Source organism: Helicobacter sp., assembly GCF_029067145.1.
In the GTDB taxonomy this organism is placed as follows: Bacteria; Campylobacterota; Campylobacteria; order Campylobacterales; family Helicobacteraceae; genus Helicobacter_D.
On sequence record NZ_JAIEFA010000036.1, the window covers coordinates 37,299 to 60,527 of the forward strand.

Annotated in this window: 22 protein-coding genes and 3 tRNA genes; 10 read left to right on the forward strand and 15 right to left on the reverse strand. The window is 37.5% G+C overall.

Going from position 1 to position 23,229, the window contains the following annotated elements; all coding sequences use genetic code 11:
- Nucleotides 1-25 precede the first annotated feature (25 nt).
- Nucleotides 26-1,345, reverse strand: a complete 1,320-nt coding sequence (miaB, locus tag K2N75_RS03955; RefSeq protein WP_297679509.1) for a tRNA (N6-isopentenyl adenosine(37)-C2)-methylthiotransferase MiaB — start codon at nt 1,343-1,345, stop codon at nt 26-28.
- Between the two features lie 9 nt (nt 1,346-1,354).
- Nucleotides 1,355-1,597 (reverse strand): HP0268 family nuclease, encoded by a 243-nt coding sequence (locus K2N75_RS03960; RefSeq protein WP_115551032.1) that lies wholly within the window; start codon nt 1,595-1,597, stop codon nt 1,355-1,357.
- A gap of 208 nt (nt 1,598-1,805) precedes the next feature.
- Here K2N75_RS03960 and nusA point away from each other — a divergent pair, with 208 nt between their 5' ends.
- The 9 genes from nusA (at nt 1,806) to K2N75_RS04005 (ending at nt 9,896) form a co-directional block, all read left to right on the forward strand.
- The gene (gene nusA / locus K2N75_RS03965; RefSeq protein WP_297679510.1) at nt 1,806-2,933 is read left to right on the forward strand and encodes a transcription termination factor NusA; all 1,128 of its coding nucleotides are present in this window, start codon (nt 1,806-1,808) and stop codon (nt 2,931-2,933) included.
- A gap of 115 nt (nt 2,934-3,048) precedes the next feature.
- Nucleotides 3,049-4,506, forward strand: coding sequence for a peptidylprolyl isomerase (locus tag K2N75_RS03970; RefSeq protein WP_297679511.1), 1,458 nt, complete (start codon nt 3,049-3,051; stop codon nt 4,504-4,506).
- 45 nt (nt 4,507-4,551) lie between these two features.
- On the forward strand, nt 4,552-5,958 hold the full coding sequence (ftsA, locus tag K2N75_RS03975; RefSeq protein ID WP_297679512.1) for a cell division protein FtsA: 1,407 nt from the start codon (nt 4,552-4,554) through the stop codon (nt 5,956-5,958).
- A gap of 23 nt (nt 5,959-5,981) precedes the next feature.
- A complete protein-coding gene (gene ftsZ, locus K2N75_RS03980; RefSeq protein WP_297679513.1) occupies nt 5,982-7,157 on the forward strand; it encodes a cell division protein FtsZ in 1,176 nt (391 codons plus the stop codon).
- Between the two features lie 75 nt (nt 7,158-7,232).
- Nucleotides 7,233-8,000, forward strand: coding sequence for a TSUP family transporter (locus K2N75_RS03985; protein WP_297679514.1), 768 nt, complete (start codon nt 7,233-7,235; stop codon nt 7,998-8,000).
- Between the two features lie 16 nt (nt 8,001-8,016).
- Nucleotides 8,017-8,568 (forward strand): DNA-deoxyinosine glycosylase, encoded by a 552-nt coding sequence (locus K2N75_RS03990; RefSeq protein ID WP_297679515.1) that lies wholly within the window; start codon nt 8,017-8,019, stop codon nt 8,566-8,568.
- Between the two features lie 55 nt (nt 8,569-8,623).
- A tRNA-Met gene (locus K2N75_RS03995) sits at nt 8,624-8,701 on the forward strand.
- A gap of 3 nt (nt 8,702-8,704) precedes the next feature.
- Nucleotides 8,705-8,781: transfer RNA gene (locus tag K2N75_RS04000), tRNA-Arg, on the forward strand.
- 65 nt (nt 8,782-8,846) lie between these two features.
- The gene (locus K2N75_RS04005) at nt 8,847-9,896 is read left to right on the forward strand and encodes a radical SAM protein (RefSeq protein WP_297679516.1); all 1,050 of its coding nucleotides are present in this window, start codon (nt 8,847-8,849) and stop codon (nt 9,894-9,896) included.
- Nucleotides 9,897-10,194: 298 nt separating this feature from the next.
- Here K2N75_RS04005 and xseA read toward each other — a convergent pair whose 3' ends face one another.
- The 10 genes from xseA to K2N75_RS04055 form a co-directional block, all read right to left on the reverse strand.
- On the reverse strand, nt 10,195-11,463 hold the full coding sequence (gene xseA / locus K2N75_RS04010) for an exodeoxyribonuclease VII large subunit (RefSeq protein WP_300120001.1): 1,269 nt from the start codon (nt 11,461-11,463) through the stop codon (nt 10,195-10,197).
- The gene (gene oadA, locus K2N75_RS04015; protein ID WP_297679518.1) at nt 11,463-13,253 is read right to left on the reverse strand and encodes a sodium-extruding oxaloacetate decarboxylase subunit alpha; all 1,791 of its coding nucleotides are present in this window, start codon (nt 13,251-13,253) and stop codon (nt 11,463-11,465) included. Before oadA ends, xseA begins: the two co-directional genes overlap by 1 nt.
- A 289-nt stretch (nt 13,254-13,542) precedes the next feature.
- Nucleotides 13,543-13,734, reverse strand: coding sequence for a hypothetical protein (locus K2N75_RS04020; protein WP_297679519.1), 192 nt, complete (start codon nt 13,732-13,734; stop codon nt 13,543-13,545).
- Between the two features lie 139 nt (nt 13,735-13,873).
- Nucleotides 13,874-14,734 carry a rod shape-determining protein MreC gene (gene mreC / locus K2N75_RS04025; protein WP_297679520.1) on the reverse strand — a complete coding sequence of 287 codons (861 nt, stop codon included), beginning with the start codon at nt 14,732-14,734 and terminating at the stop codon, nt 13,874-13,876.
- 33 nt (nt 14,735-14,767) lie between these two features.
- Entirely contained in the window at nt 14,768-15,802 is a 1,035-nt protein-coding gene (locus tag K2N75_RS04030; RefSeq protein ID WP_115551044.1) for a rod shape-determining protein, read from the reverse strand.
- Between the two features lie 23 nt (nt 15,803-15,825).
- Nucleotides 15,826-17,073 (reverse strand): ATP-dependent Clp protease ATP-binding subunit ClpX, encoded by a 1,248-nt coding sequence (gene clpX, locus K2N75_RS04035; protein ID WP_297679521.1) that lies wholly within the window; start codon nt 17,071-17,073, stop codon nt 15,826-15,828.
- Nucleotides 17,066-17,872 carry an acyl-ACP--UDP-N-acetylglucosamine O-acyltransferase gene (gene lpxA, locus K2N75_RS04040; RefSeq protein ID WP_297679522.1) on the reverse strand — a complete coding sequence of 269 codons (807 nt, stop codon included), beginning with the start codon at nt 17,870-17,872 and terminating at the stop codon, nt 17,066-17,068. Before lpxA ends, clpX begins: the two co-directional genes overlap by 8 nt.
- 2 nt (nt 17,873-17,874) lie before the next feature.
- The gene (gene fabZ, locus K2N75_RS04045; RefSeq protein ID WP_297679523.1) at nt 17,875-18,339 is read right to left on the reverse strand and encodes a 3-hydroxyacyl-ACP dehydratase FabZ; all 465 of its coding nucleotides are present in this window, start codon (nt 18,337-18,339) and stop codon (nt 17,875-17,877) included.
- 48 nt (nt 18,340-18,387) lie between these two features.
- Entirely contained in the window at nt 18,388-19,767 is a 1,380-nt protein-coding gene (gene glcD, locus K2N75_RS04050) for a glycolate oxidase subunit GlcD (protein WP_297679524.1), read from the reverse strand.
- Nucleotides 19,768-19,776: 9 nt separating this feature from the next.
- A complete protein-coding gene (locus K2N75_RS04055) occupies nt 19,777-20,601 on the reverse strand; it encodes a plasminogen-binding N-terminal domain-containing protein (protein WP_297679525.1) in 825 nt (274 codons plus the stop codon).
- Between the two features lie 229 nt (nt 20,602-20,830).
- On the opposite strand from K2N75_RS04055, the gene K2N75_RS04060 reads away from it, so the two are divergent.
- A complete protein-coding gene (locus tag K2N75_RS04060; protein WP_297679526.1) occupies nt 20,831-21,409 on the forward strand; it encodes a hypothetical protein in 579 nt (192 codons plus the stop codon).
- A 180-nt stretch (nt 21,410-21,589) separates the two neighbouring features.
- Here K2N75_RS04060 and K2N75_RS04065 read toward each other — a convergent pair.
- From K2N75_RS04065 to rpsT, 3 genes are all read right to left on the reverse strand, one after another.
- Nucleotides 21,590-21,680 (reverse strand) — tRNA-Ser (locus K2N75_RS04065).
- A gap of 99 nt (nt 21,681-21,779) precedes the next feature.
- Entirely contained in the window at nt 21,780-22,850 is a 1,071-nt protein-coding gene (gene prfA / locus K2N75_RS04070; RefSeq protein WP_297679527.1) for a peptide chain release factor 1, read from the reverse strand.
- A 72-nt stretch (nt 22,851-22,922) separates the two neighbouring features.
- Entirely contained in the window at nt 22,923-23,198 is a 276-nt protein-coding gene (gene rpsT, locus K2N75_RS04075) for a 30S ribosomal protein S20 (RefSeq protein WP_297679528.1), read from the reverse strand.
- Nucleotides 23,199-23,229: the final 31 nt, after the last annotated feature.

Consider the following 23,229-nt stretch of genomic DNA (forward strand, 5'->3'; position numbering starts at 1 on the left):
GAAATTCTTGCAATAATCTTTAAATTTAGATTAACTCTCCTAAAAGTTGCGCGCCTTTAACTTGACTAATTTTTACCCTGCAAATCTCCCCTATCAAATTGCGCTCTGCCTTCACGCGCACGAGTTTATTCGTATCACTCCGCCCTTCAAGCAATGAGTTTTTCTCATCAAAACTTTCAAACAAAATAGAATGAATTTTTCCTATTTGTTTAAAATTATCTTCTGTTAAGATTTTCTTATGACGCTCTTTTAGAAGCATTAAACGCTCTTTCGCAACTTCCTCATCAACCAATTCTACACTCTTATCTTCCTCTAACCATTTTTGAGCTTGCGTATGGGGGCGCGAGGAGTAAATAAAACTATAAAGAGTATCAAAACGCACTTTTTCTAGCACATCTAAGGTATCCAAAAAGTCTTCTTCGCTTTCTGTTGGGAATCCTACAATAATATCTGTCCCAACACTTAGACTGGGAATGAGTGCGCGCATTTTTTCAATACGATTCAAAAACCATTCCTTAGTATATCCACGTTTCATTTTTTGTAAAATCGCATTAGAACCACTCTGCAAAGGCATATGAATGGACTTGCAGATTTTGGGATTCCGCGCAAATTCGGAAATAAAATCATCGTCCATATGTAAAGGGTGCGGCGAGGTGAAACGAATACGTTCCAACCCATCAATTTGAGAAATTTCATTTAAAAGTTGCGTGAAATTAATTGCGCGATGTTCATTTGTAAAACGTTTCCCATAGTTATTAACATTCTGCCCAAGAAGTAAAATCTCTTTTACGCCATTGCCTACCATACGTTTTGCTTCATCTAAAATCAGCGCGACAGGGATTGAAATCTCATTTCCTCTTGTGTGCGGGACAATGCAATAAGTGCATTTTTTATCACAACCAATAGAAATATTAATCATACCTTTTAAAGCAGAATTAAAATTTTGACTAAAAACATAAGTGCTATCATCATAATCAATATCTACCCACGCAACGCGTTTTTGATGAATAATCTGTGAGATTTTAGAAACATTGCGCGCACCAAGCACAAAATCAACCGCCTTAGAACGTTTAAGAATCGTATCTCCCAAATGGCTTGCCGTGCAACCACAAATGCCAATTTTTGCGTCTTGTTTTTTGAGTTTGGCATATTGTCCAATCTCTGAAAACAACTTTTTTTCTGGTTTTTCACGCACAGAACAGGTATTGATTAAAATTAAATCTGCTTCTTTTGGATTCTGTGTTAAAAAATAATGCTCCTTTTCTTGTAATTCCGCGATAATATGCGCGCTATCGCGTTCATTCATTGCGCAACCAAGAGTTTGGATATAAAGTTTTTTACCCAAAGGAATCACTTATAAAATGTGCATTTCATACATATAATCACCCTCATCTAGTCCATAACGTACTTCACGAAAATAGGCTCGCTTGCCCTTTTTTTCAAAATATTCCAACAAAGATTGCATTTCTTTATGGGAATTTTCTTTATCACAATAGAAAATATCAGATTTTTTTTCCTCCAACATTTCCTCTAATTTTTTAATTGTAACTTTTGTTGGCTTTTCATTAATATGTTCGCGTGCTAATTTAATATCCATTTTTCACCCTTACTTTTTGTAGAAAAATATTTGATTATATATATTTTTTACTTAAAAACTAATTTCAACAAGGATTTATTTTTATATTACTTCCAAACTTATCAAGAATCTTTATAAATATAAAGCCCTTATAAAGAAAATTTAAACTAAAATAAGCTAATTATTTTTGGGATTAACAAAACAAATTTTAAGGATTTAAGGACAAATTTTGGAAAAAATACTAGATATTATTGAAGGAATCGCCTATGAAAAAGGGCTTCCAATAGAAAGTGTTTCAGAGGCAGTTAAAGAAGCGGTTATTAAAGTCGCCAAAGAAACTTTAGATTCCAATATTTATTATGAAGCAGAAATTGATAAAAAAAATAAAACACTTCATCTTTACCAAGTCATTAGCGTATGTGAAAACGATAGCTCCGATGTAGAAGATAAAAATAATTTTATCTCGTTAAGCGAAGCCAAAAAACACGACAATGAAATTAAAGTGGGAGATGAATTGCGCTATGAATTAAGCCTAGAAGATATGAGCAGAAGTGCTGTAAATTCCCTCTTTAAAGAACTTGAATACAAAATCCAACGTTTAATTGAAACACAGCTTTTTGACAAATATAAATCACAAATTGGAAAAATCATTAGCGGAAATGTCGTGCGGATTGACGATTTGGGAAATACTTATGTAGAAATTGACGAAATCCGCGCTATTTTGCCCAAGAAAAATCGTATCAAAGGTGAAGAATTTAGCGTAGGACAAGTGATTGGTGCTGTGCTAAAACACGTTGGAATTGACCGCCAAAACGGAATCACTATTGAATTAAGTCGCACAACACCCAAAATGCTAGAAGAACTTTTGAGATTAGAAGTACCAGAAATCAAAGATGGGGAAGTAGAAATCGTCAATTGTGCAAGGATTCCGGGAGAACGCGCGAAGGTTGCCCTAAAAACCATTTCTACAAAAATTGACCCTGTTGGTGCGACGGTTGGCATTAAGGGTGTGCGCATTAATGCTGTCTCAAAAGAACTTAAAAACGAAAGCATTGATTGCATAGAGTATTCTGCGCAACCTGAAATTTACATTGCGCGTGCGCTTTCTCCTGCGCTTGTCATTAGTGTAGCACTAGACGAGAATAAGGCTATCGTTAATATCACAAGCGAACAGAAGCCCAAAGCCATTGGTAAAAGTGGAATCAATATCCGCCTAGCCTCTATGCTCACGGGCTTTGAAATTGAACTAAAAGAAATTGATAACCTCAATCAAAGCGCAAAACAAACAACTGAAAACAATCCACAAGAAGCACCTAAAAATAATCTTGATATTCTTTCTTCGCTTTTTAAAGAATAATTTTAAGAATAAAGATTTGTCTTTTACCGCTTTTTAAATGTTTTTAGAATAGAATCTCAAGCTTTAATTGAGTTTTTTAAAAAACAAAAGAGATTTTAGAGAATTTGGAGTTTTTATGATTGGCTGGATGCAAAAACACAAAAAATATTTAATCATTACCATTTGGATTAGCACTATTGCTTTTGTTGGCGCAGGATTTGTAGGCTGGGGAAGTTATAGTTTTTCAAGCACAAGCAATGCAGTTGCAGTAGTTGGAGATAGAAAAATTAGCATTGAAAAATTACAACGCGAGTATGCAAAACTCTATAATCTCTATAATCAGCTCTTTAATGGCGCATTAGACAACGAGCAAGCTAAAAAAATAGGGATTGAAGAACAAGCTTTAAACAATCTTATTTCACGTGCTCTAAGGCTTAATTATGCTTATGATTTAGGATTGCGTGTCAGCAAAGAAGAAGTGATTAATGCCCTAACTACGATGGATACTTTCCAAAATAATGGTCAATTTGACAATGAAATTTATAAACGTCTTTTAGCAGACAATCAACTGCGTCCAAAAGATTTTGAAGAAGAATTAGGCGAAAGTCTATTGCTTGAAAAACTAAATGCTATTTTAGAGATTCCATTAACTCCACTTGAAACTGAAATGATGGGTGCTGTCTATTTTACAGAAGACCACATTAAAATCCATATTCTCAAACAATCTGATATCACTTTCACTCCAACTCAAGAAGCTATTAAAAAATATTGGGAAGAGAATCAAGACATTTATCAAACAGAACGTGGCTATGAAATTGCGAGCATTTTAATTTCTCCTGACAGCATAGAAGCAAACGAAGAGAATCTCAAAAAATATTATGAAGATTTTAAAAATCAATTCTTAAATGCTAATGGACAACTTTTGACTTTCCAAGAAGCAAAAGAGCAAGTTTTGGAAAAATACAAAGACGCACAGGCAGAAAAGGAATCCTTAAAAGAATATATTACTTTACGCAAAGGAGAAAACTCCAAAGCAAAAACAAGTATTCTCTACGAAGGCGATGAAACCTATGGGATAGAATTTTTAGATTTGCTTAGTCAAGCCAAAGAACAAAGCACCATTAAACCTATCAAAACAAAAAAGGGCTACCTCACCGCAAAGGTAATAAAAATTATTCCAAGCAAACCAAAAACCTATGAAGCAGCCAAATTAGATGCCACAGAAGATTTTATTAATTTTGAAAAAGCAAAATTATTAGAAGAAAAAGCAAAATCTCAATTAGCAAACTTTCAAGGCGTAGATGTGGGTTATTTAAGTCGCGAAAGTCGTGCAGTTTTAGAGGGCTTAAACGAACAAGAAAGTCAAGATTTCATTTCCCAACTTTTCACGAAAACCAAAGCAAAAGATTACATTTTCTTGCAAGATAAGATAATTTTATATGAAATCCTTGACCAAAGACTAAAAAATTCTGATATAATGGCGAAAAATTTAGATTTTTTAACACAAAGTGGTATGCAAGTCAAATCTCGCCTTGTTGATGTCGCCTTTATGGAACATTTATTAAAAATTTATAAAATTGTTAGAAAAATCTAAATGCTTAAGAACATATAGAAACGAATTGTAGCAAAGGACAAGGATTTGGAGCAAATACTTTTAGGCATTGATATAGGTTCAACAAAAATCTGTGCAATCATTGCAAACTGCAAAGATGGAGTTCCTCATATCATTGGCACAGGATTTCATAAATCGCAAGGACTTAAAAAAGGCTCAATTACCAATATAGAACAAGCGAGTCGCGCCATTAAAGATGCCGTAAATGACGCAAAACGTGTGGCAGGCACAAATATTAATAAAGCTGTTATCTCTATTTCTAGTGCTTACACCAAAAGCACAGATAGTTCCGGAGTGCTTAATTGTCTAAACAATGAAATTGGAATCAAAGAAATCAATCGCGTAATTCAAAGTGCGCTTTATAATGCCTCTATCCCAAACGAATACGAAGTGGTACATATTTTGCCCTATAATTTTAAATTGGACGACCAAGATTTTATTGATGACCCTATGGGAATGAGTGGTGGTCGCCTAGAAGTTTCTGTGCGCATTATTACCGCACAAAAATTAAGCTTAGGGAATCTCAAAAAAGCCATCAAAACTGCGGGAATAGAGATTGAAAACATTGTGCTTGCTTCTTATGCTTCGTCTATTGCTGTTTTAACTGAAGATGAAAAAAATCTAGGAGTTGCTTGCATAGATATGGGCGGGAGCACTTGTGAATTAATGATTCATGTTGGAAACTCCTTGCGTTATAATGACTTTTTAGGTGTAGGTTCTAATCATATCACGAATGACTTGGCAATGGCATTGCACACGCCGCAATCTATTGCAGAACAAGTAAAGATTCAATATGGTGGCTTTCCAAGAACTTCAGAGGATACAGAGAATCTAATTGAGATTCCAAGCATTGGCGGTAGCGACAATGACAAACATCAAGTTTCACTTGCAGTGGTGCATAATGTTGTCTATGCACGCGTAGAAGAAACTCTAATGATTCTAGCTAAATCATTAGAGCATAGCAACCTAAAAGACCAACTAGGAAGTGGAATCGTGCTTACAGGTGGTATGGTGCAACTAGATGGAATCCGTGATTTAGCGGCTGCACTCTTTAACGCGCCTGTGCGTCTTGCGAATCCAATAGAAATTGATGGTTTATTTACAGACTTAAAGGGACCAGAATGCTCCACAGCAATTGGGCTGGTTCTTTATGCTTCAGGCAAATATACCAACTATGAAATTGATTCGGAAAAACGCATTCGCTATCTCAATGAAAAGCTAGGGGAAGAGACAGAGCAATTATCAAAAAACATTCATCTCATCAATCCTTTGCAAGATAAGCAATCAAGTATTGCAAATCCCGTCAATAGCGTCCCAAAAAGTGCGGCAGATATTAAACAAGATTTAAGCAATATCACAGAGATTAAGAAAATCCAACCCAAAAATAACAATTTCATAAGACAGATGTGGGAAAAACTTACCCAAATGTTTTGATTTAATTTAGGAGGAATAAAGCAATGATAGAAGTTCAAGAAGTTAGCCCAAAATTCGGCGCAAATATTAAAGTAATTGGTGTCGGTGGTGGCGGTAGCAATATGATTGGGCATCTAATCAATACAGGAACCTACGAAGGAATTGAATTGGCAGTTGCAAACACAGATGCACAAGCTATCAATAGCTCTAGCGCACCCATTAGAATCCAACTTGGAGCAAAACTTACAAAAGGTTTAGGCGCGGGAATGAAACCTCAAGTAGGCAAAGACGCAGCATTAGAGAGCTATGAGGAGCTAAAACAATTCTTAGAAAATACTGATATTGTCTTTATTTCTGCTGGACTTGGTGGAGGAACAGGGACAGGTGCAGCACCTGTGATTGCTAAAGCGGCAAAAGAAGTAGGCGCACTTACCGTTTCTATTGTTACTAAACCTTTCCGCTGGGAAGGAAGACAACGCGCCAAACTAGCCGAAGAAGGCTATCGCGAATTAAAAGCAGAAAGCGATTCTATTGTTGTAATTCCTAATGAAAAACTCCTCTCTATTGTAGATAAAAATCTTGGATTAAAAGATAGCTTTAGAATCGTTGATGATGTGCTTGTGCGAGCTGTAAATGGAATGAGTGGGGTGATTTTATCCCATAGCGCCGGTGATATTAATGTGGATTTTGCCGATGTTAAAACCGTAATGCACCACAAAGGTATGGCACTTATGGGAATTGGTGAATCTAGCGGCGCAGATGCTGCGAAAGAAGCAATTAAAATGGCGATTGAATCTCCTCTGTTTGACAATATGTCCATTAATGGTGCAAAAGGTGTTTTGGTGCATTTCTATTTCAATCCTGATTATCCATTAGCTGAAATTTCTAATGCAATGGAAATCGTAGAAGGCAATACAGACCCAGAAGCAGAGGTTATCTTTGGGACAACTACCGATTCAAGTTTAGAACGTGATAAAGTTAGAATTACAATCGTCGCCACAGGATTTGAACGCGATGTAGCACAATCTACTTCCAATCCTCAAGAAGTTAGTCCAAACGAAGAAAGCTCCACATTAAAGCTTGTAAATCCTAAAGATATGAGCCAAAAAATCAATCAACAAGATAGCATTACACTTGCAAGGAAAAAAGTCAGTGGTGGAGAATTTGCTAATGACGATTATTTGGATATTCCTGCATTCTTACGCCGACAAATGGATTAATTTTTCTCCAAATGACTGATAACAACTAACCATTGTGTCAGTCATTTATTGCCCAGAAATAGCTAAGGATTACAAATGCAAGAAATATTATCTGAATTTAATTTCTTGATGTTATTTTTTTTGTTTGTTGCGGCATTTGTAGCGGGATTTGTGGATTCTATTGCGGGAGGCGGTGGAATGATTACAATCCCAGTGCTTCTGCTTAGTGGAATCCCGCCCATTGAAGCCTTAGCGACCAACAAATTTCAATCTACTTTTGGTAGCTTTTCTGCGGCTTACCACTTCTACAAGAAAGGTTATTTGAATCTCAAACGCTCACTTCCTTTTGCTCTGCTTGTCTTTGCATTTTCAGCACTTGGCACGATAAGTGTGCAGTTTATCCAAACAGATTCACTCTCCAAGATTCTGCCTTTTTTAATCCTTATCTTTGGTATTTATTTCTTATTTTCACCCAAGATTACTGAAGAACAAAGAGCAACAACCTTTCATCAAGGATTCTTAGTTTTAGTCTTTGCCTGCATTGGCTTTTACGATGGCTTTTTTGGACCGGGCACGGGCTCTTTTCTGATGCTTGCACTCATTCTATTGGGTGGATTTGGGCTCACACAAAGTCTAGCCCAAGCAAAGTTTTACAATTTTTCTACCAATATTGCTTCTTTAGTCTTTTTTGCGCTCGGTGGAAAGATACTTTTTGTTGTCGGAATCGTAATGGCATTAGGACAATTTATCGGCGCAAATCTAGGTTCGCGCGCCGCAATTACCTATGGAATCCGCATTATCAAGCCTTTAATTGTCATTGTTTCTTTTGTAATGGCGGCAAAATTACTCTATGAGCAATTTTGATTTAGGTTAAGATTCTGTGCAAAGTCAATATCTCCAAAACAAAACTTTAGAATCCATACACCACCCTTTTAAACCAGTCAAAGATTCTAACTCCAAAATTTTAATTTTAGGTTCTTTTCCCTCTGTGGCTTCAAGGGAACAAGATTTTTATTATTCTCATCCACGCAATCGCTTTTGGAAAGTGCTTGAAAATCTATTGAAATGCGAACTAGAAAACAAAAAGCAAGAGGAAAAATGTGCCTTTTTGTTAGCACATAGAATCGCACTCTATGATGTTTGTGTAGAATGTCAAATCACAAACTCAAGCGATAGCACTCTAAAACCCATCAAAATAGCACCACTAGAAAGCTTGATGCAAAACACACAAATCCAACACATTTTTCTTAATGGCAAAAAAGCAGCACAAATCTACCAAAAAGCCTTTAAGGATTCTAAAGTAATATCCTCTTTGTCTCATACTGCTTTACCCTCCACAAGTCCCGCCAATGCAAAATGGAATCTTGAAAAACTCTGCCAAGAATGGAGCGCTATTTTGATAGCTTTACGAAATAAAAACGAAATCCATTAAAGTTTTATGCCCCTTTAAAGAAAAAAAGATAAAATTTTATTTCCGCTTTTGGTATGCCAAGGTAGCTCAGCTGGTTTAGAGCGCTGGTCTCATAAGCCGGAGGTCGGGAGTTCAAGTCTCCCCTTTGGTACCAAGTGCGCTCATAGCTCAGCTGGATAGAGCAACGGCCTTCTAAGCCGTAGGTCAGAGGTTCGAATCCTCTTGGGCGTACCACTTACCCAAAAATTTATTCAAATCAAACTATAAATTTCAACCAAACTTCACCTTAAAGGAAAAATATGCTAAACAAAATAATGGGGGGGGGGCAAAATAAATTAGAATCCTTTATCCACGATAAAAAGCTTTGGATTCTCTCACTCTTTAAAAACGCCAAACAGCACCAAAAGATAAAATCTAAACTTCATTTAACAGAGCAAAAACTTCAAAATCTTGAAAAGATAATCCAAGATTCTAAAACACAGATTCAAAGACTAGAGCAGCAAAATGAAAATCTCATCTTACAAAACAATGCAACCCATAATAAACTCATCAAACTTACCCCACAAGCCTATTTGAAGCTTGTAGAGATTCATTTAGCAGAGCATTGTAATCTCAACTGCTTCTCTTGTTCGCATTTTTCGCAACTTTCTAAGGAGGAGTTTCCCTCTTTAGAGCAATTCACAAAGGACATTCGCCAACTAAGCCTTATCACAAATGGGTTGATTGAGAGATTCCACCTAATGGGAGGAGAACCTTTGCTCAATCCAAATTGCAAAGATTTCTTTGCCATCACCAGAAAGTATTTTCTAAACTCTGCTATTTGGCTTGTTACGAATGGAATCTTGCTTGAAAAACAATCTAAGGAGTTTTGGGAATCTTGCAAAGAAAACAACATAGAAATTCGCCCGACAAAATATCCCATTAAAATAGATTGGAATCTCATAGAATCCAAATGCAAAACCTATGGGATTCCCTTACGATTTTTCAACGATGCGCGGATAGAAAAGATTTCTTTGAAATTCGTCCTAGAGCCAAAGGGAAATTGTAATCCGCTAGAGAGCTTCACAAAATGCGGAATGGCAAACAACTGCGTGCAATTAAAAAATGGAAAACTTTATCCTTGCAATATCGCTGCAAACATTGAAATTTTCAACTCCGCTTTCAATCAAAGCCTGCCCTTATCTCCGCTAGATTCCATAGATATTTACAAGGCAAAAGATTATAATGAGATTCTGCAATTCTTAGCCAAACCCATTCCCTTTTGCAGATTCTGCAATCTAGCCAAATGGAAAAACATTGGGGAATGGAAAACTTCCAAAAAGGATATTTCAGAATATTTGGAGTTTTAGCTTGTCGTCATTGCGAAACTTGATTTATCAAGTCGTGGCGCACTGCAAAGCAGTTTGCCCGCTTTAGCGCAAATCTATAATTCCGCACAAAGAGGATTCTATAATGAAATTGTAAATGAAATACAAAATTTAAAGATACATTCTCTTAAGGGAGGGGCTTAAATTGCGAAGTCGCTCCCTCCCCCTTAAAATCCCCCACCCAGACAACGCTTTTATTAAGGTGGTGCTTACGCACTGCCTCGCAATGACGATTTGTGCGCGTCCTTGCGAAGTCTCGTAAAGACGCAGTAAAACACTTCTATTCAGAATCACAACAAAATCCTACAACGGACACCTGTTTCACTTCTACTTGAAGCGTCGCACTCTTATCCTGCAATTCCAAAATGGTATATGGTGCAATCTCTGACAAACATTGAATCCTCTTGCCATTGCGCAAAACGCAAGCATAGCCATTTTTCTGATAATTTTCAGGATTCTTTGCGCAAAGTTCAGCCTTCAACCTTTCTAACTGCATAGATTTTTTGCCTATTAGTTGCGGAATCTTTAAATGAATCTGGAAGCTTGGATTCTGCAATTTCAACGCACACAAGGCAATCTTATGCGCAATCCTCTGCCCTAAAAACAAATCAAGATTGTTAAGATTCTGTTTTGCCTGCTCTATTTTATTAAAAAGCAAATTTTTTTCTATCAAAAATGCACTTTTTTGGAGTTGATTTACTTTCCCTTGCAAAATTCTTGAGAATCGCTCACTAAGCGCGTTTTGCATTGCGTCTAGGTTCATCAACCATTCGTTTTTGTCTGGCAACAAAATCTCCATTGCCGCCGAAGGAGTGGGAGCGCGCAAATCCGCTACAAAGTCGCTTAGCACGATGTCTGGCTCGTGCCCAATAGCCGAAACAATGGGAGTGTTTGCATTGAAAATGCTTTCAATAACTAAAGGCTCATTAAAAGCCCACAAATCCTCCAAACTCCCACCACCACGCGCCAATACGATACAATCTACTCCTAATTCGTCCGCAATTTGAATATTTTTCGCAATACTTTCTTTTGCCCCCTCGCCTTGCACAAGCGTATTGATTGCAATAAATTCTACAAGATTCCATCTTTTTTCTGCGACTTTCAACATATCGTGCAGAACAGCACCCGTATTTGAAGTCAGTAAGGCGATTTTTTGGGGAAACTTTGGCAAAGGTTTTTTATTTTCAAAATAACCTTTGGCTTTATAGGATTCTTTGAGCTGCTCAAAAGCCAATGTAAGCTCGCCAATTCCGCTTGGCAATGCGCTAATACAATTCAACTGATAGTCCCCGTGCGGAGGATAAACGCTAATTGCTCCTTGTAATGTTAGGCTCATTCCCTCTTGGATTTGGAATCGCAAACGCACAGCATTTCCGCGAAACATTACGCATTTAATGCTAGAATCTTTGTCTTTTAATGTGAAATACAAATGCCCGCTAGAATGGTGGGTGAAGTTACTCACCTCCCCGCTTACGCTCACTTGCAAGAAAGTTGCCTCTAGCAGACTTTTTATCTGCGCATTGAGTTCACTCACACTTAGAGTTTTCATTATTCTACAAGCATAATCGCAAGGTTTGCGCTGATTTGTTGCCCCTCTTTAGCATAAATTTCTTTAATTTCTCCACCAATGGTTGCTAGCACTTGATTTTCCATTTTCATTGCTTCCACGATTGCTAGCACATCACCCTCTTTGATTTTATCTCCCACTTGCACCTTAAGTTTCGTCAAATTTCCCGGCATTGGCGAAATAATATGCCCCGGCAGACTTGCTTGGGGTAAAGAATCGGATTTTTTGCTAGGGGCTTTGCTAGAATCTTTCTCGCTAGATTCTACAAGCACTTCTTTCAAGTCTCCATTCACGCGCACAAAAAATGGTCTCACATTTTCATCTTTTGCCCCGCTTCCTTCAATTTTAATATGATAAGTTTCTCCGTGCAAATTAATGGTAAATTCTTTTGCCATTGGAGCATTTGCGCCCTCAAAGGTTGTAAGAGCTTCTGGGCTTAGACGATTTTCATTGCGTTCGCTTAAAAATTGCTTTGCAATTCCACCAAAAATCGCATAAGAAATCACATCTGTTTCGCTTTTGGCAAAGCCTTGAGATTCCTCACGCGCCTTTTGTAGCTCTGGCTCTAGCCTATCTGCTGGACGCTCTGCGATGATTTCCTCTCCCTCTGCTTGGATTCTTTCTATTAATTCTTTTGCGATTGGAGCTGGTGTCTTGCCATAATAGCCTTTAATAATATTCTTAGATTCCGTTGTGAGTGTTTTATAACGCGTTTGCGCTAAGACATTTAACACCGCTTGTGTGCCGACAATCTGACTAGAGGGAGTAACAAGTGGAGGATAACCAAAATCTTTACGCACATTGGGAATCTCTGCTAAGACTTCGTCCATTTTGTCTAGCGCATTTTGCTCTTTGAGCTGATGTGCCATATTAGAAATCATACCGCCCGGAATCTGATTGACAAGCACACGGGTATCTATTTGATTGTATTCAGATTCAAATTTTTTATATTTTCTGCGATTCCGCTTTAAAATCTCTGCGGCTTTTTCCATAATTTCTAAATCTAATTTTGTATCCCACTGCGTGCCTTGCAATGTCGCCACAATGGATTGCGTGCAAGGATGGCTTGTGCCCTCTGCTAGCGCGGAGTTAGAACAATCCAAGCTATCCACCCCCGCTTCAATGGCTTTTAAATGTGAGCCAAAGGCGAATCCAGCGGTGGAATGTGTATGCAAAGCCAAAGGCAAACCAATCTCGCTTTTGAGTGCTTTGACAAGCTCAAAGGTAGCATTGGGCGTAATCAAACCTGCCATATCTTTGATTGCCAAAGAATCGCAACCGCGTTTTGCCAATTCCTTGCCATATTCTACAAAGCTTTGAATCGTATGCACGGGCGAAGTGGTATAGCAAATCGCTCCTTGTGCGTGTTTGCCTTGCTTTTTAACCTCATCAATAGAAACCTCTAAATTCCGAATGTCATTTAATGCGTCAAAGATTCTAAAAATATCTACTCCATTTTGAGCAGAAAGTCGCACAAATTCGCGCACTACATCATCAGCATAATGACGATAACCGATGAGATTCTGTCCGCGCAAAAGCATTTGGATTGGAGTTTTTTTGAAAATTTCTTTAAAGATTGCTAATCGCTCAAAAGGATCTTCTTTTAAATATCGCAAACAGGCATCGTAAGTCGCTCCACCCCACACTTCTACACTATAAAATCCCACTTGTTCAAAAGCTTGCGCCGCTTCTATCATATCTTCCGTGCGCATACGCGTTGCAAGCAAGGATTGATGTCCATCTCTTAGGCTATTTTCAGTGATTTTTATCATAATACAAACTCCAAATATTAAGTTTTGAGCTTATATTATAACAACAAATTACAATCTTTTAAGTGTATTGTGAGAATTTTGTATCAAAATTATCAAGAATGATTATTTTTGTATCATTATGAGAAGTTTAAGGAAAAAAGGAAATAGGATTCCACCTTTTGCAATGGCGCAGGCTTAAAGTAATCCAAAATTATAGATTGCCACGAATCGCAAGCGATTTGACAAGCAAACCATCGTGTCCTTGTGTGCAAAGCCACCAAGCAAATCCGCAATAGCCCTGTTAATTTTACTATTTTGCTGAGTTTGCAGCTTGAGCTTTGGAATACAAAATCATCAATCTTTCATTCTGTTCTGTGCTGTTTAGATGGATTGCACCTCCGCTTTTATTCTCGCTTTTACTTTGGTTTGTGGATTTGTTCGCCTCTAGTTCTACCACTTCAAAAAAACTACAAAAGCTAAGTCCCTCATCAAGAAATTCCATTTTTAACTCCTTATTTAATCTATCAAATAAGAAGCAAATTTCATTCCTCTTTTATCATCTGAGATTCTAAAACAATCAATTTTTACGAAAATAGTGGAAAACCAATCGACTACTGATTTATGAAGTTTAACGAAGAATATTAATGTGGAATCGCTAGATTAGATATGTCCAAACCCTCCTCTGACATTTCTTGGGATTCTGTGGCATTGCTCTCTGCACTAGTAACAAGAGGGGGAATATTTACATCAACAAGCCAATAAAATCTTGTGGCTTCGTCCAAAGCAGGCTTGACCTTAGCAATCTGATAACCCTGTCGCAACTCAATGGATTCTACAACACCCACTAAAATTCCGGGATAAAAAATATTGTCATTGCCACTTGTTCGCACAATCTCGCCAACTTCAATTTTAGGATATAGAGGAATATAATCTACAATAAAACCTTTATTAATATCATATTTTGCGATTCCTTGTGATTTTCTATCACCTACTACAACGCTATAATTGCATTTCTCATCTCCATTCAAAAAGCCTTCCAAACGCCGATTTTGCAGAATCGCAATTCCCGCAACCTTGTTATCATTAATTAATCCAAAAATCGTTCCATTCTGATAAGTTTTATTAGTTTTGTATTCTAGCCATATTTTTTTATAATCATTCATACGTACAAATGAAATCATACGCACAAATACGAGTTCTGGCATATTTAAACGCAAAGGAGAATTAATAGAGTCTAACAAATCATTATATTCAATCTTTAGAGCTTCAAGCAAATATTCTATTTGCTGTTTATCTCTCAAAGAATCCGAAAGCTGTTTGATTTGTTCTGCTTGATGAAAATGACGTTGAATTGCCTTTAATATATTGCTATTGAAGTTAAAAATCCCTATCTTGATGCTATCACTTAAAGACAATATCCTATTTTGCACTTCGGTAGAAATTTTCATTGAAATAAACAATGCAATGAATAAAAAAATCGTCCAAAGAAAAACTTTTTTCATCTCTTTTCTATATTATTGTATCTTAAAAAAATCTTACTCGTAAGAAGATTGCTGTAAAACATCAATCTCTTCTAGCGCCTTTCCTGTGCCTTTTGCCACGCATAACAAAGGCTCATCACCCACATATACAGGAAGTTTTACGACATCTGAAAGATACTTATCAAGCCCACGAATCAATGCTCCACCGCCTGTTAAGACGATTCCATTTTCAACAATATCTCCTGCCAAATCTGGTGGCATTTGCTCCAATACATCTTTGAGGGCATTTGAAATCTCTTTTAGCGGTTCTTTCATCGCTTCACGGACATCTTCACTTGTTAATTCAATCGTATTGAGCAATCCACTCACTTGGTCGCGCCCTTTTACTTGCATTACAAGTGGCTCCTCAAGACTTACAGCAGAACCAATTTGGATTTTAATTTCCTCTCCTGTTCTCTCCCCAATCAACAAACTATATTTGCGACGCACATAATCCACAACCGCCAAATCTAATTTGTCTCCTGCAACGCGTAAAGATTTGGAAATCACAAGCCCACCTAGAGAAATCACACCGATTTCCGTAGTCCCTCCTCCAATATCTACGACTAGGCTTCCTTTAGGTTCTTTAACCGGCAAACCTGCACCAATCGCCGCTGCCATTGGCTCTTCAATCAAAAAGACTTCCCTAGCTCCTGCGCTAATTGCAGATTCTTTAACTGCCTTGCGTTCTACTCCTGTCAAGCCATAAGGCACGCAGACAATAATTCTCGGACGCATTAATGCTTTTCTTCTGTGTGCTTTTTCAATAAAATAACGAATCATCTTTTCTGTCATATCAAAGTCCGCAATCACGCCGTCTTTCATCGGACGCACCGCCAAAATGCTTCCGGGTGTTTTACCTACCATTTCTTTTGCTTCGTGTCCTACGGCGAGGATTTTATTCCTGCCGTGCCTATCATTATGCACAGCGACAACAGAGGGTTCATTAATAATAACACCTTGCCCTTTTACCAAAACAATCGTATTTGCCGTCCCAAGATCAATTGAAATATCGTGTGAAAACAACCCAATAACTCTATCTAATAACATATCCTTCTCTCTTTATAATGGATTTAAGCACTTTTTTTGCTTGCTTTTTTCTGCTTTACTAGCATTGGTTTTGCAAGTTTTAAAACCGCCTCTTTAGTGATAATCACTTCATAACCTTTCAATTCTGGTAGCTCATACATAATATCTAGCATAATTTCTTCCATAATTGAACGCAACCCTCTTGCCCCTGTTTTACGCGCAATCGCAAGATTCGCAATCTCTTCTAATGCTTCGTTTTTAAAAGTCAAAGCCACTCCATCAAAAGCAAAAAGTTTTTTGTATTGCTTTGTCAATGCGTTCTTTGGCTTTTGTAGAATCTCTATCATTGCTTCTTTGGTGATTTCCTCCAAAGTCGCAAACAAATGCAAACGCCCGATTAATTCTGGAATCAGCCCAAAACTCACCAAATCATCTGGCTCTACTTGCTCTAAAACATTTTCTTGCGCATTTTTTTCGTTTGCTTTATGGTGGAATCCTAAGCTATTTCCGCCAATTCTCCGTTCAATAATGTCTTTTAACCCATCAAAAGCACCTCCGCAGATAAACAAAATATCTTTAGTATCAATTTGGATAAATTCTTGATTGGGGTGCTTTCTGCCACCTTTTGGTGGAACATTCACAACGCTACCTTCTATAATTTTCAACAATGCCTGCTGCACTCCCTCCCCTGATACATCTCGCGTGATGGAACGATTCTCTGAAAGCCTTGAAATTTTATCAATCTCATCAATAAATACGATTCCTCTTTGCGCCCTTTGCGCATCGCCATCAGCCTCTTGTAGCAAACGCGTTAAAATATTTTCCACATCTTCGCCCACATAGCCCGCTTCTGTTAAACTTGTTGCATCACAAATTGCAATAGGAATATTTAAAAATTTTGCTAATGTCTGCGCCATTAACGTTTTACCACTTCCGGTGGGACCAATTAGCAAAATATTAGATTTTGCAATCTCTGTATCGTCCTCCTCTGATTGCCCTTTAGTTTGCAATACACGTTTGTAATGATTATAAACTGCGACGCTAAAAACCTTTTTGGCTTTCTCCTGACCGATAACATACTCATCTAAAACTGCTTTTAATTCTTTGGGAGGCACGATATTTAGCTCTTGCTCAAGAGATTCCGACTCTTCCTCAAAGTGTTGCTCACCCCCGACAAGCAAACTATAAGAAGCAATGATGCAATTTTTGCAAATGCAAACATTATTTCCAGCAATCAATGGATTTTTGTGAGATTCTTTAGACTTGCAAAAATCACAAACTTTTTCACTCATTAGTTTTCCTTGTAAAAGGGATTCCCCTTGTGGATTGAATAATAAATTCACACATTTTTTTGACATTTGTGTCTTTTACGCCCTCGTCAAGAATTTCTTGTGCGATTTCTTTAATTGGTGCATTACCAAAAAAAAGACGTTTATAGGCATTGTGAATTTTATCTACTTCGTGGTGTTCAAAATGTTTGCGCAAACGATGCAGATTTAGCCCTCTTATGACCGCGCGATTCCCCTCTGCCATACAAAAAGGAGGAATATCTTGTGAAAGCGCACTCGCTCCTGCAATCATTGCATAATCTCCCACCTTTACAAACTGATGAATCGGTGTTAAACCACCTACATTAATATGACTACCCAACACGATATGCCCACCAAGTGTTGCGCCATTTGCCAAAATGCAAGAATCCCCAACAATACAATCGTGCGCAATATGCACATACGCCATTAACAAATTATTACTACCAATGATTGTTTTGCCTCCACCGCCCTCTGTGCCCGGATTTATCATCGTAAATTCTCGGATTTTGTTAAAATCGCCAAAAATTAACTCATTAGGTTCATCGCGATATTTCAAATCCTGCGGTTTTGTGCCCAAAGTCGCATTTGGAAAAATCTCATTTCCTTCCCCTAAAGTTGTGTTGCCAAGAATCGTTACATGGTTATACAGCTTACAACCTTTTCCAATTTTCACATCTTTGCCAATCACACAATAATGCCCAATTTCTGCATTTTCACCAATGATCGCACCCTCTTCAATGATAGCGGTTTGCGCAATTTTTGCTGATTTTGCTACACTCACTTTTATGCCTTTTTCTCTGCGTTATCTACTACCATTGCTTTTAACTCCGCTTCAGCGACTAATTTTTCTTCTACATAGGCATAGCCTTGCAATACCCAGATTCCACCTTTATGCTTCAAAACTTCTAATTTATAAGTTAATTTATCGCCCGGAATTACGGGATTTCTAAACTTTGCCTTATCAATGCTCATAAAATAAACAATTTTATCGCCTGTATTTTGCGCATTATCTCCAAACATACTCACAAATGCCAACACGCCGCCTGCTTGCGCCATTCCCTCAATGATATAAACACCCGGATAAATAGGTTGTGTAGGAAAATGCCCATTAAAAATTTCTTCATTGATTGTAATATTTTTATACGCTTCAATCTTTTCATTAGGCGTCATAGAAACAATCCTATCTACGAGTAACAAAGGATAGCGATGCGGTAGAATCTCACGAATTTTTTGCACATCATAAATCATTCAAAATCCTTAAAACTAAAATTAAATTTTAACATAATTTTCATTTGATTATAATGCCATTTTACCCGGATTTAAAATATTGTTAGGGTCAAAGGCTTTTTTAATCGCACGAAAGAGATTCATTTCCTCCTCCGAAAAAGCAAGATGCATAAAAGGTGCTTTTGAGATTCCAATGCCGTGTTCCCCGCTTAGAGTGCCTCCAAGCTCCACCGCGATTTTAAAAATCTCTTCAATTGCTTTGTGTCCCCTTTCTAACTCCTCTAATTTACTTCCATCTACCATTACATTTGTATGCACATTTCCATCTCCTGTATGCCCAAAACAAGGAATCACAACATCGTATTTTTTGGAAACCTCTGCGATTCTTTCTAATAATTCAGGGAGCTTAGAGCGCGGAACCGTAATATCTTCATTTAATTTCTTGCTTCCATAAATCGTAATACTTGGACTTGCATTCTTACGAGCAAACCACAAATCTGCTGCTTCTTGCTCATTGTTTGCTTTCACAAACTCACTCGCTCCATTTTCAAAGAATTTTTCCTCTATTTTGCGGATTTGATAATCAATCTCTTCGGGCAAATTTCCATCTACTTCAGTAATCAAAATCGCCCCTGCTTCTTTTGGCAAACCTTTGTGGAATTTCTCCTCTACCGCCCTAATGCTAAGATTATCCAAAAACTCCATTGCCACAGGCGAGATTCCACTTGCCATTGTTTTATACACCGCATTCATCGCAGATTGAATACTTGGAAAAACCCCCATTGCACTTTGTTTATATTTTGGCTTACTAAGCAACTTTAAAGTAATTTCTGTAACGACAGCCAATGTTCCCTCACTCGCAATAAGAATCCCTGCAACATTGTAGCCCGCAACATCTTTGATTGTCTTTTTGCCCGCTCGGATAATATCCCCATTTGGCAACACTGCGCGCAATGCCATCACAAAGTCTTTTGTGATTCCATATTTTGCTGCACGCATTCCTCCTGCATTTTCACTGACATTTCCCCCCAAAGTAGAATAATGCTCACTTGCGGGATCTGGCGGATAAAACAATCCAACTGCTTCCACTGCTTTTTGCAATTGCATATTTACCACACCGGGTTGCACGCGTGCTACCATATTTTCCATATCAATCTCTAAAATTTGATTCATATGTTTCTCTAGTGCCAAAATCACTCCGCCCTGCACTGCAAGCGCTCCACCTGTAAATCCACTTCCAGCACCTCGTGGAATAATCGGTATTAAATGTTCATTGCAATATTTTAGCACACGGCTAACTTCCTCTTCATTATGCGGAAAAACAACGCATTCGGGATACTTTCTCTCTTTTGTTGCATCATAGCAATAAGCACTCAAATGCGCTTTATCACTAAAGCATTCACCCTCACCTACAATGGTTTTTAAGTCTTTGATATTTTGTTCTGTCATCATCAATCCTTAAAAAATATCTTTTATACCATCAAGAAAATAATTTGTAATTCTTCCAAAAAATGTTGCGTCTTCATCGCGAATCTCACCCTTAACTAAAGCGTCAAAATATACATAATAGTCTTGCGTTTTAATATCATTAAAAAGATAAGAAAACCATTCTTGATTGCCTCTTCCAATGCGCGAGAAAAATGGCAACATACGCTCCTCCACTGGTGCACGTCCTGTAATGTAGTCCTTTTTAATCATACGAAAAGTCTGACAATCCAACGCTTGCCCCTCATTGAGATTCACCATATATATAATTCCCGCCGCATATTGCGTGCAGATTTTGCGAAAATCTCCCCTCACAGGCGCAGTATGTCCTACATCCATTAAATAAGCCGCAAACAAATCAGGGTGCAACCAAGTAATCTCTGGATAGGCGGCTTTAATTTTTTCATAAATATCTTGTGTTGGCGCAATTAAAAATGCGCGATCGTTGAAACTGCGAAAAATTACTTCATCATTCTTTTGTGGCGTTAAAGCAGGTGTTGGAAAGGCACTTTGCTCCAATCCCACAAAAGGCTCAAAAGCTATCTTTGCCCGATTGTCTTGAATCTCTATTACTGCGGCTTTTGCCACGATTCCAGAATGCTCTCTATCAAACCAACGAATAATCTCTCCGCTTTCCCCAACCTTTAAATCGAATGCTGGCACATACGCATAATGTGCAGAATCCTCATCAAGTGCAATAATTGGGACAATGATTTTGTTGCCAAAAGGAGAAGCTAAAGAAAAAGTAACAAAAAAAGAGAATACAACCAAATATTTGAGAAGTTTTAAATATTTCATAAACAAATGAGCCTTAGTCTTGAGAAATTTTTAATATTAAAAATTTCTGAAATTATATTTTATTTTTGCTTAAAGCCTAGCAAGATTTTATGGAATTTATATAAAATTTTGCAAATTTTTCTCCCGCAATTTCACAACAATGTAAAAAGTTGGAATCCTTTTTGCTTTAAAATTTTCAATTTTGACAATATTTCAAACTTTGATTTTAAAGAAAGGATTTTGTTTCACAATGGTTATCAATCAAAACTTAAACTCTCTAGGTGGAATTTATAATGAAGCGAATCGTCTTTTAAATGAAAATGTGCAATCCACAAACAAAGCGCAGAACAAGGACTTACAGCAACAAAATCAAGAGAGCTTTAGCAGTGAGAGAATCACCTATGGTATGATTAGTTTGGAGCTTATGAGTGATGAACAATATCAAGCTTTTGAAAGAGTAACTGCGGGTATGTCGCCCAATGAAAAAATTTCTGTCGCGCAAATGCTCACAAGAGCTGGCAATCTAAGCGCAAGCGTAGAGCGTGTGGAGCAACGCGAAAAAGAATCCCAAGATTCCAATCCAAAGAAAAAAGAAGAAGAACTCGGATTTTTGGGTATCACACAAGATGGTTGGCAAGAAGTTGCAAAAGAATTTCAAGACAATTTAAACCACCTACAAGGGCTTTATACTAAAAATTATACTAAGAATCTTACGAGCAACTATAATGATATTTTGCGCAAAAATACAGAAGCCAAAACACAACGCATTTTAAGGGAATTTAGCCACGCAATTTATAGTGGCAATGTGCAAATTGATACGATAAGCTAAGAAAGCAAAAATCCCTACTATACCCTTTGCGATTCTGCGTTCTGTTCTTATAGGAAACCAAAGTATCTTATAATGCCCGCGTCCTTGCGAGATTATGTAAAATATAGAGTTAAAAGATTATTAAATTTTCTAGCTAATTAGGATTAAAATTATTTATTATTTTTGCTGTGGAAATTCAAGTGGCGGACAGAGAGAGATTCGAACTCTCGGTAATCTTGCGACTACGCATCCTTAGCAGGGATGTGGTTTCAGCCAACTCACCCATCTGTCCTTGTAAAAAAGAAGCATAATTATATCTTTTTTAAGTAAAATAAAACTTAAATTAAGCTTTTACAACTCTTACCCGCTTTATTACTTAAGCAAATTATGCTTAAGCGATTCCGCTATTTTGCAAAGCTTCTGCTTGAAAATATGCCACAATAGGGTCAATCACCATATCCAAATTGCCACTTAACATAATCTCTTCTAAGCTATACAATGTCAAACCCACGCGATGGTCTGTCAAGCGATTCTGCGGATAATTGTAAGTTCTTATGCGCTCACTTCTGTCGCCACTTCCTACTTGCGATTTTCGCTCTTGCGCATTTTGCTCCATTTGTGCTTCTAATTGCGCTTCATAGATTCTAGCTTTTAAAATTTTCAAGGCTTTGTCTTTGTTTTTGTGTTGGGACTTTTCGTCTTGCATAGACACACTAATACCTGTCGGAATATGCGTAATTCTTACCGCGGAATCCGTAGTATTGACGCATTGTCCCCCGTGTCCTCCTGCACGAAACACCTCAATCCGTAAGTCATTGGGATTAATCGTAACTTCCACATCATCTACTTCTGGCATAATCGCCACCGTGATTGCCGAAGTGTGAATGCGCCCTTGCGATTCTGTTTCTGGCACGCGTTGCACACGATGCGTGCCACCTTCGTATTTAAGCCTTGAATATGCCCCCTTACCTTTTATAAGGGCAATCACCTCCTTATAGCCACCAAAATTATTCTCGCTAGAGCTAATAATCTCTACTTTCCACGATTTTAATTCTGCATAACGCACATAAGTGCGGAATAAATCGCCTACGAAAATTCCCGCTTCATCTCCACCTGTACCAGCACGCAATTCCAAATAAATGTTTTTATCGTCATTTGGGTCTTTTGGGAGCAAAAGAATCTTAATTTCCGATTCTAAAGCCTCATTTTGCAATTCTGCTTCTTTGATTTCTTCTTTTGCCAAATCTCCTAAATCCTTGTCGTCTAATAACAATTTATTCTCTTCAATACTTTGGAGATTCTTAAGATATAGACGCGATTTTTGTACCAACTCTTCTAAATCGCTTTGTTCTTTGCTAAGTTCTGCAATGCGTTTAATATCTTTTAAAATCTCTGGGTCAGTCAGGAGCTTGTTAATCTCATCATAATGCTTGATAAAGGGCTGAAGTTTGGAAGCTAACATATAGGAAACTTAAAGACTAAATTGCAGTGAATTTGCTTGCATACACGAAAAAACAAAATCGCAAACGCAAAATTAAGCGTTTGCTAAAGCAAGTTTTTTTACTGAAGCGTTGAGACGACTAATTTTTCTAGCGGCGGTGTTTTTTGTCAAGATTCCTTTGCTAACATAGCTGTGGAAGTTTTTATTGATTTGCTTAAATACCTCTTGAGCTTTGTTCAGGTCTTTTGCAGTAATTGCTTCACTTAAATCTCTTGTCATATTTTTAATTCTTGTTTTATAGTAACGATTGCGTTCGGTGCGTGTTTTTGTTTGACGAATACGTTTTTGCGCAGATTTATGATTTGCCATAGGGTGTTAATCCTTTCTCTTTTACTCATCT

Coding starts and splice junctions, on each gene's coding strand:
- prfA (WP_297679527.1), bottom strand. CDS start 22,850: ATGTTAGCTTCCAAACTTCAGCCCTTTATCAAGCATTATGATGAGATT.
- glcD (WP_297679524.1), bottom strand. CDS start 19,767: ATGACAGAACAAAATATCAAAGACTTAAAAACCATTGTAGGTGAGGGT.
- rpsT (WP_297679528.1), bottom strand. CDS start 23,198: ATGGCAAATCATAAATCTGCGCAAAAACGTATTCGTCAAACAAAAACA.
- K2N75_RS04030 (WP_115551044.1), bottom strand. CDS start 15,802: ATGTTATTAGATAGAGTTATTGGGTTGTTTTCACACGATATTTCAATT.
- clpX (WP_297679521.1), bottom strand. CDS start 17,073: ATGAGTGAAAAAGTTTGTGATTTTTGCAAGTCTAAAGAATCTCACAAA.
- K2N75_RS04060 (WP_297679526.1), top strand. CDS start 20,831: ATGGTTATCAATCAAAACTTAAACTCTCTAGGTGGAATTTATAATGAA.
- mreC (WP_297679520.1), bottom strand. CDS start 14,734: ATGAAAAAAGTTTTTCTTTGGACGATTTTTTTATTCATTGCATTGTTT.
- K2N75_RS03970 (WP_297679511.1), top strand. CDS start 3,049: ATGATTGGCTGGATGCAAAAACACAAAAAATATTTAATCATTACCATT.
- K2N75_RS04055 (WP_297679525.1), bottom strand. CDS start 20,601: ATGAAATATTTAAAACTTCTCAAATATTTGGTTGTATTCTCTTTTTTT.
- K2N75_RS03985 (WP_297679514.1), top strand. CDS start 7,233: ATGCAAGAAATATTATCTGAATTTAATTTCTTGATGTTATTTTTTTTG.
- K2N75_RS03960 (WP_115551032.1), bottom strand. CDS start 1,597: ATGGATATTAAATTAGCACGCGAACATATTAATGAAAAGCCAACAAAA.
- oadA (WP_297679518.1), bottom strand. CDS start 13,253: ATGATAAAAATCACTGAAAATAGCCTAAGAGATGGACATCAATCCTTG.
- K2N75_RS04005 (WP_297679516.1), top strand. CDS start 8,847: ATGCTAAACAAAATAATGGGGGGGGGGCAAAATAAATTAGAATCCTTT.
- K2N75_RS04020 (WP_297679519.1), bottom strand. CDS start 13,734: ATGGAATTTCTTGATGAGGGACTTAGCTTTTGTAGTTTTTTTGAAGTG.
- ftsZ (WP_297679513.1), top strand. CDS start 5,982: ATGATAGAAGTTCAAGAAGTTAGCCCAAAATTCGGCGCAAATATTAAA.
- fabZ (WP_297679523.1), bottom strand. CDS start 18,339: ATGATTTATGATGTGCAAAAAATTCGTGAGATTCTACCGCATCGCTAT.
- xseA (WP_300120001.1), bottom strand. CDS start 11,463: ATGAAAACTCTAAGTGTGAGTGAACTCAATGCGCAGATAAAAAGTCTG.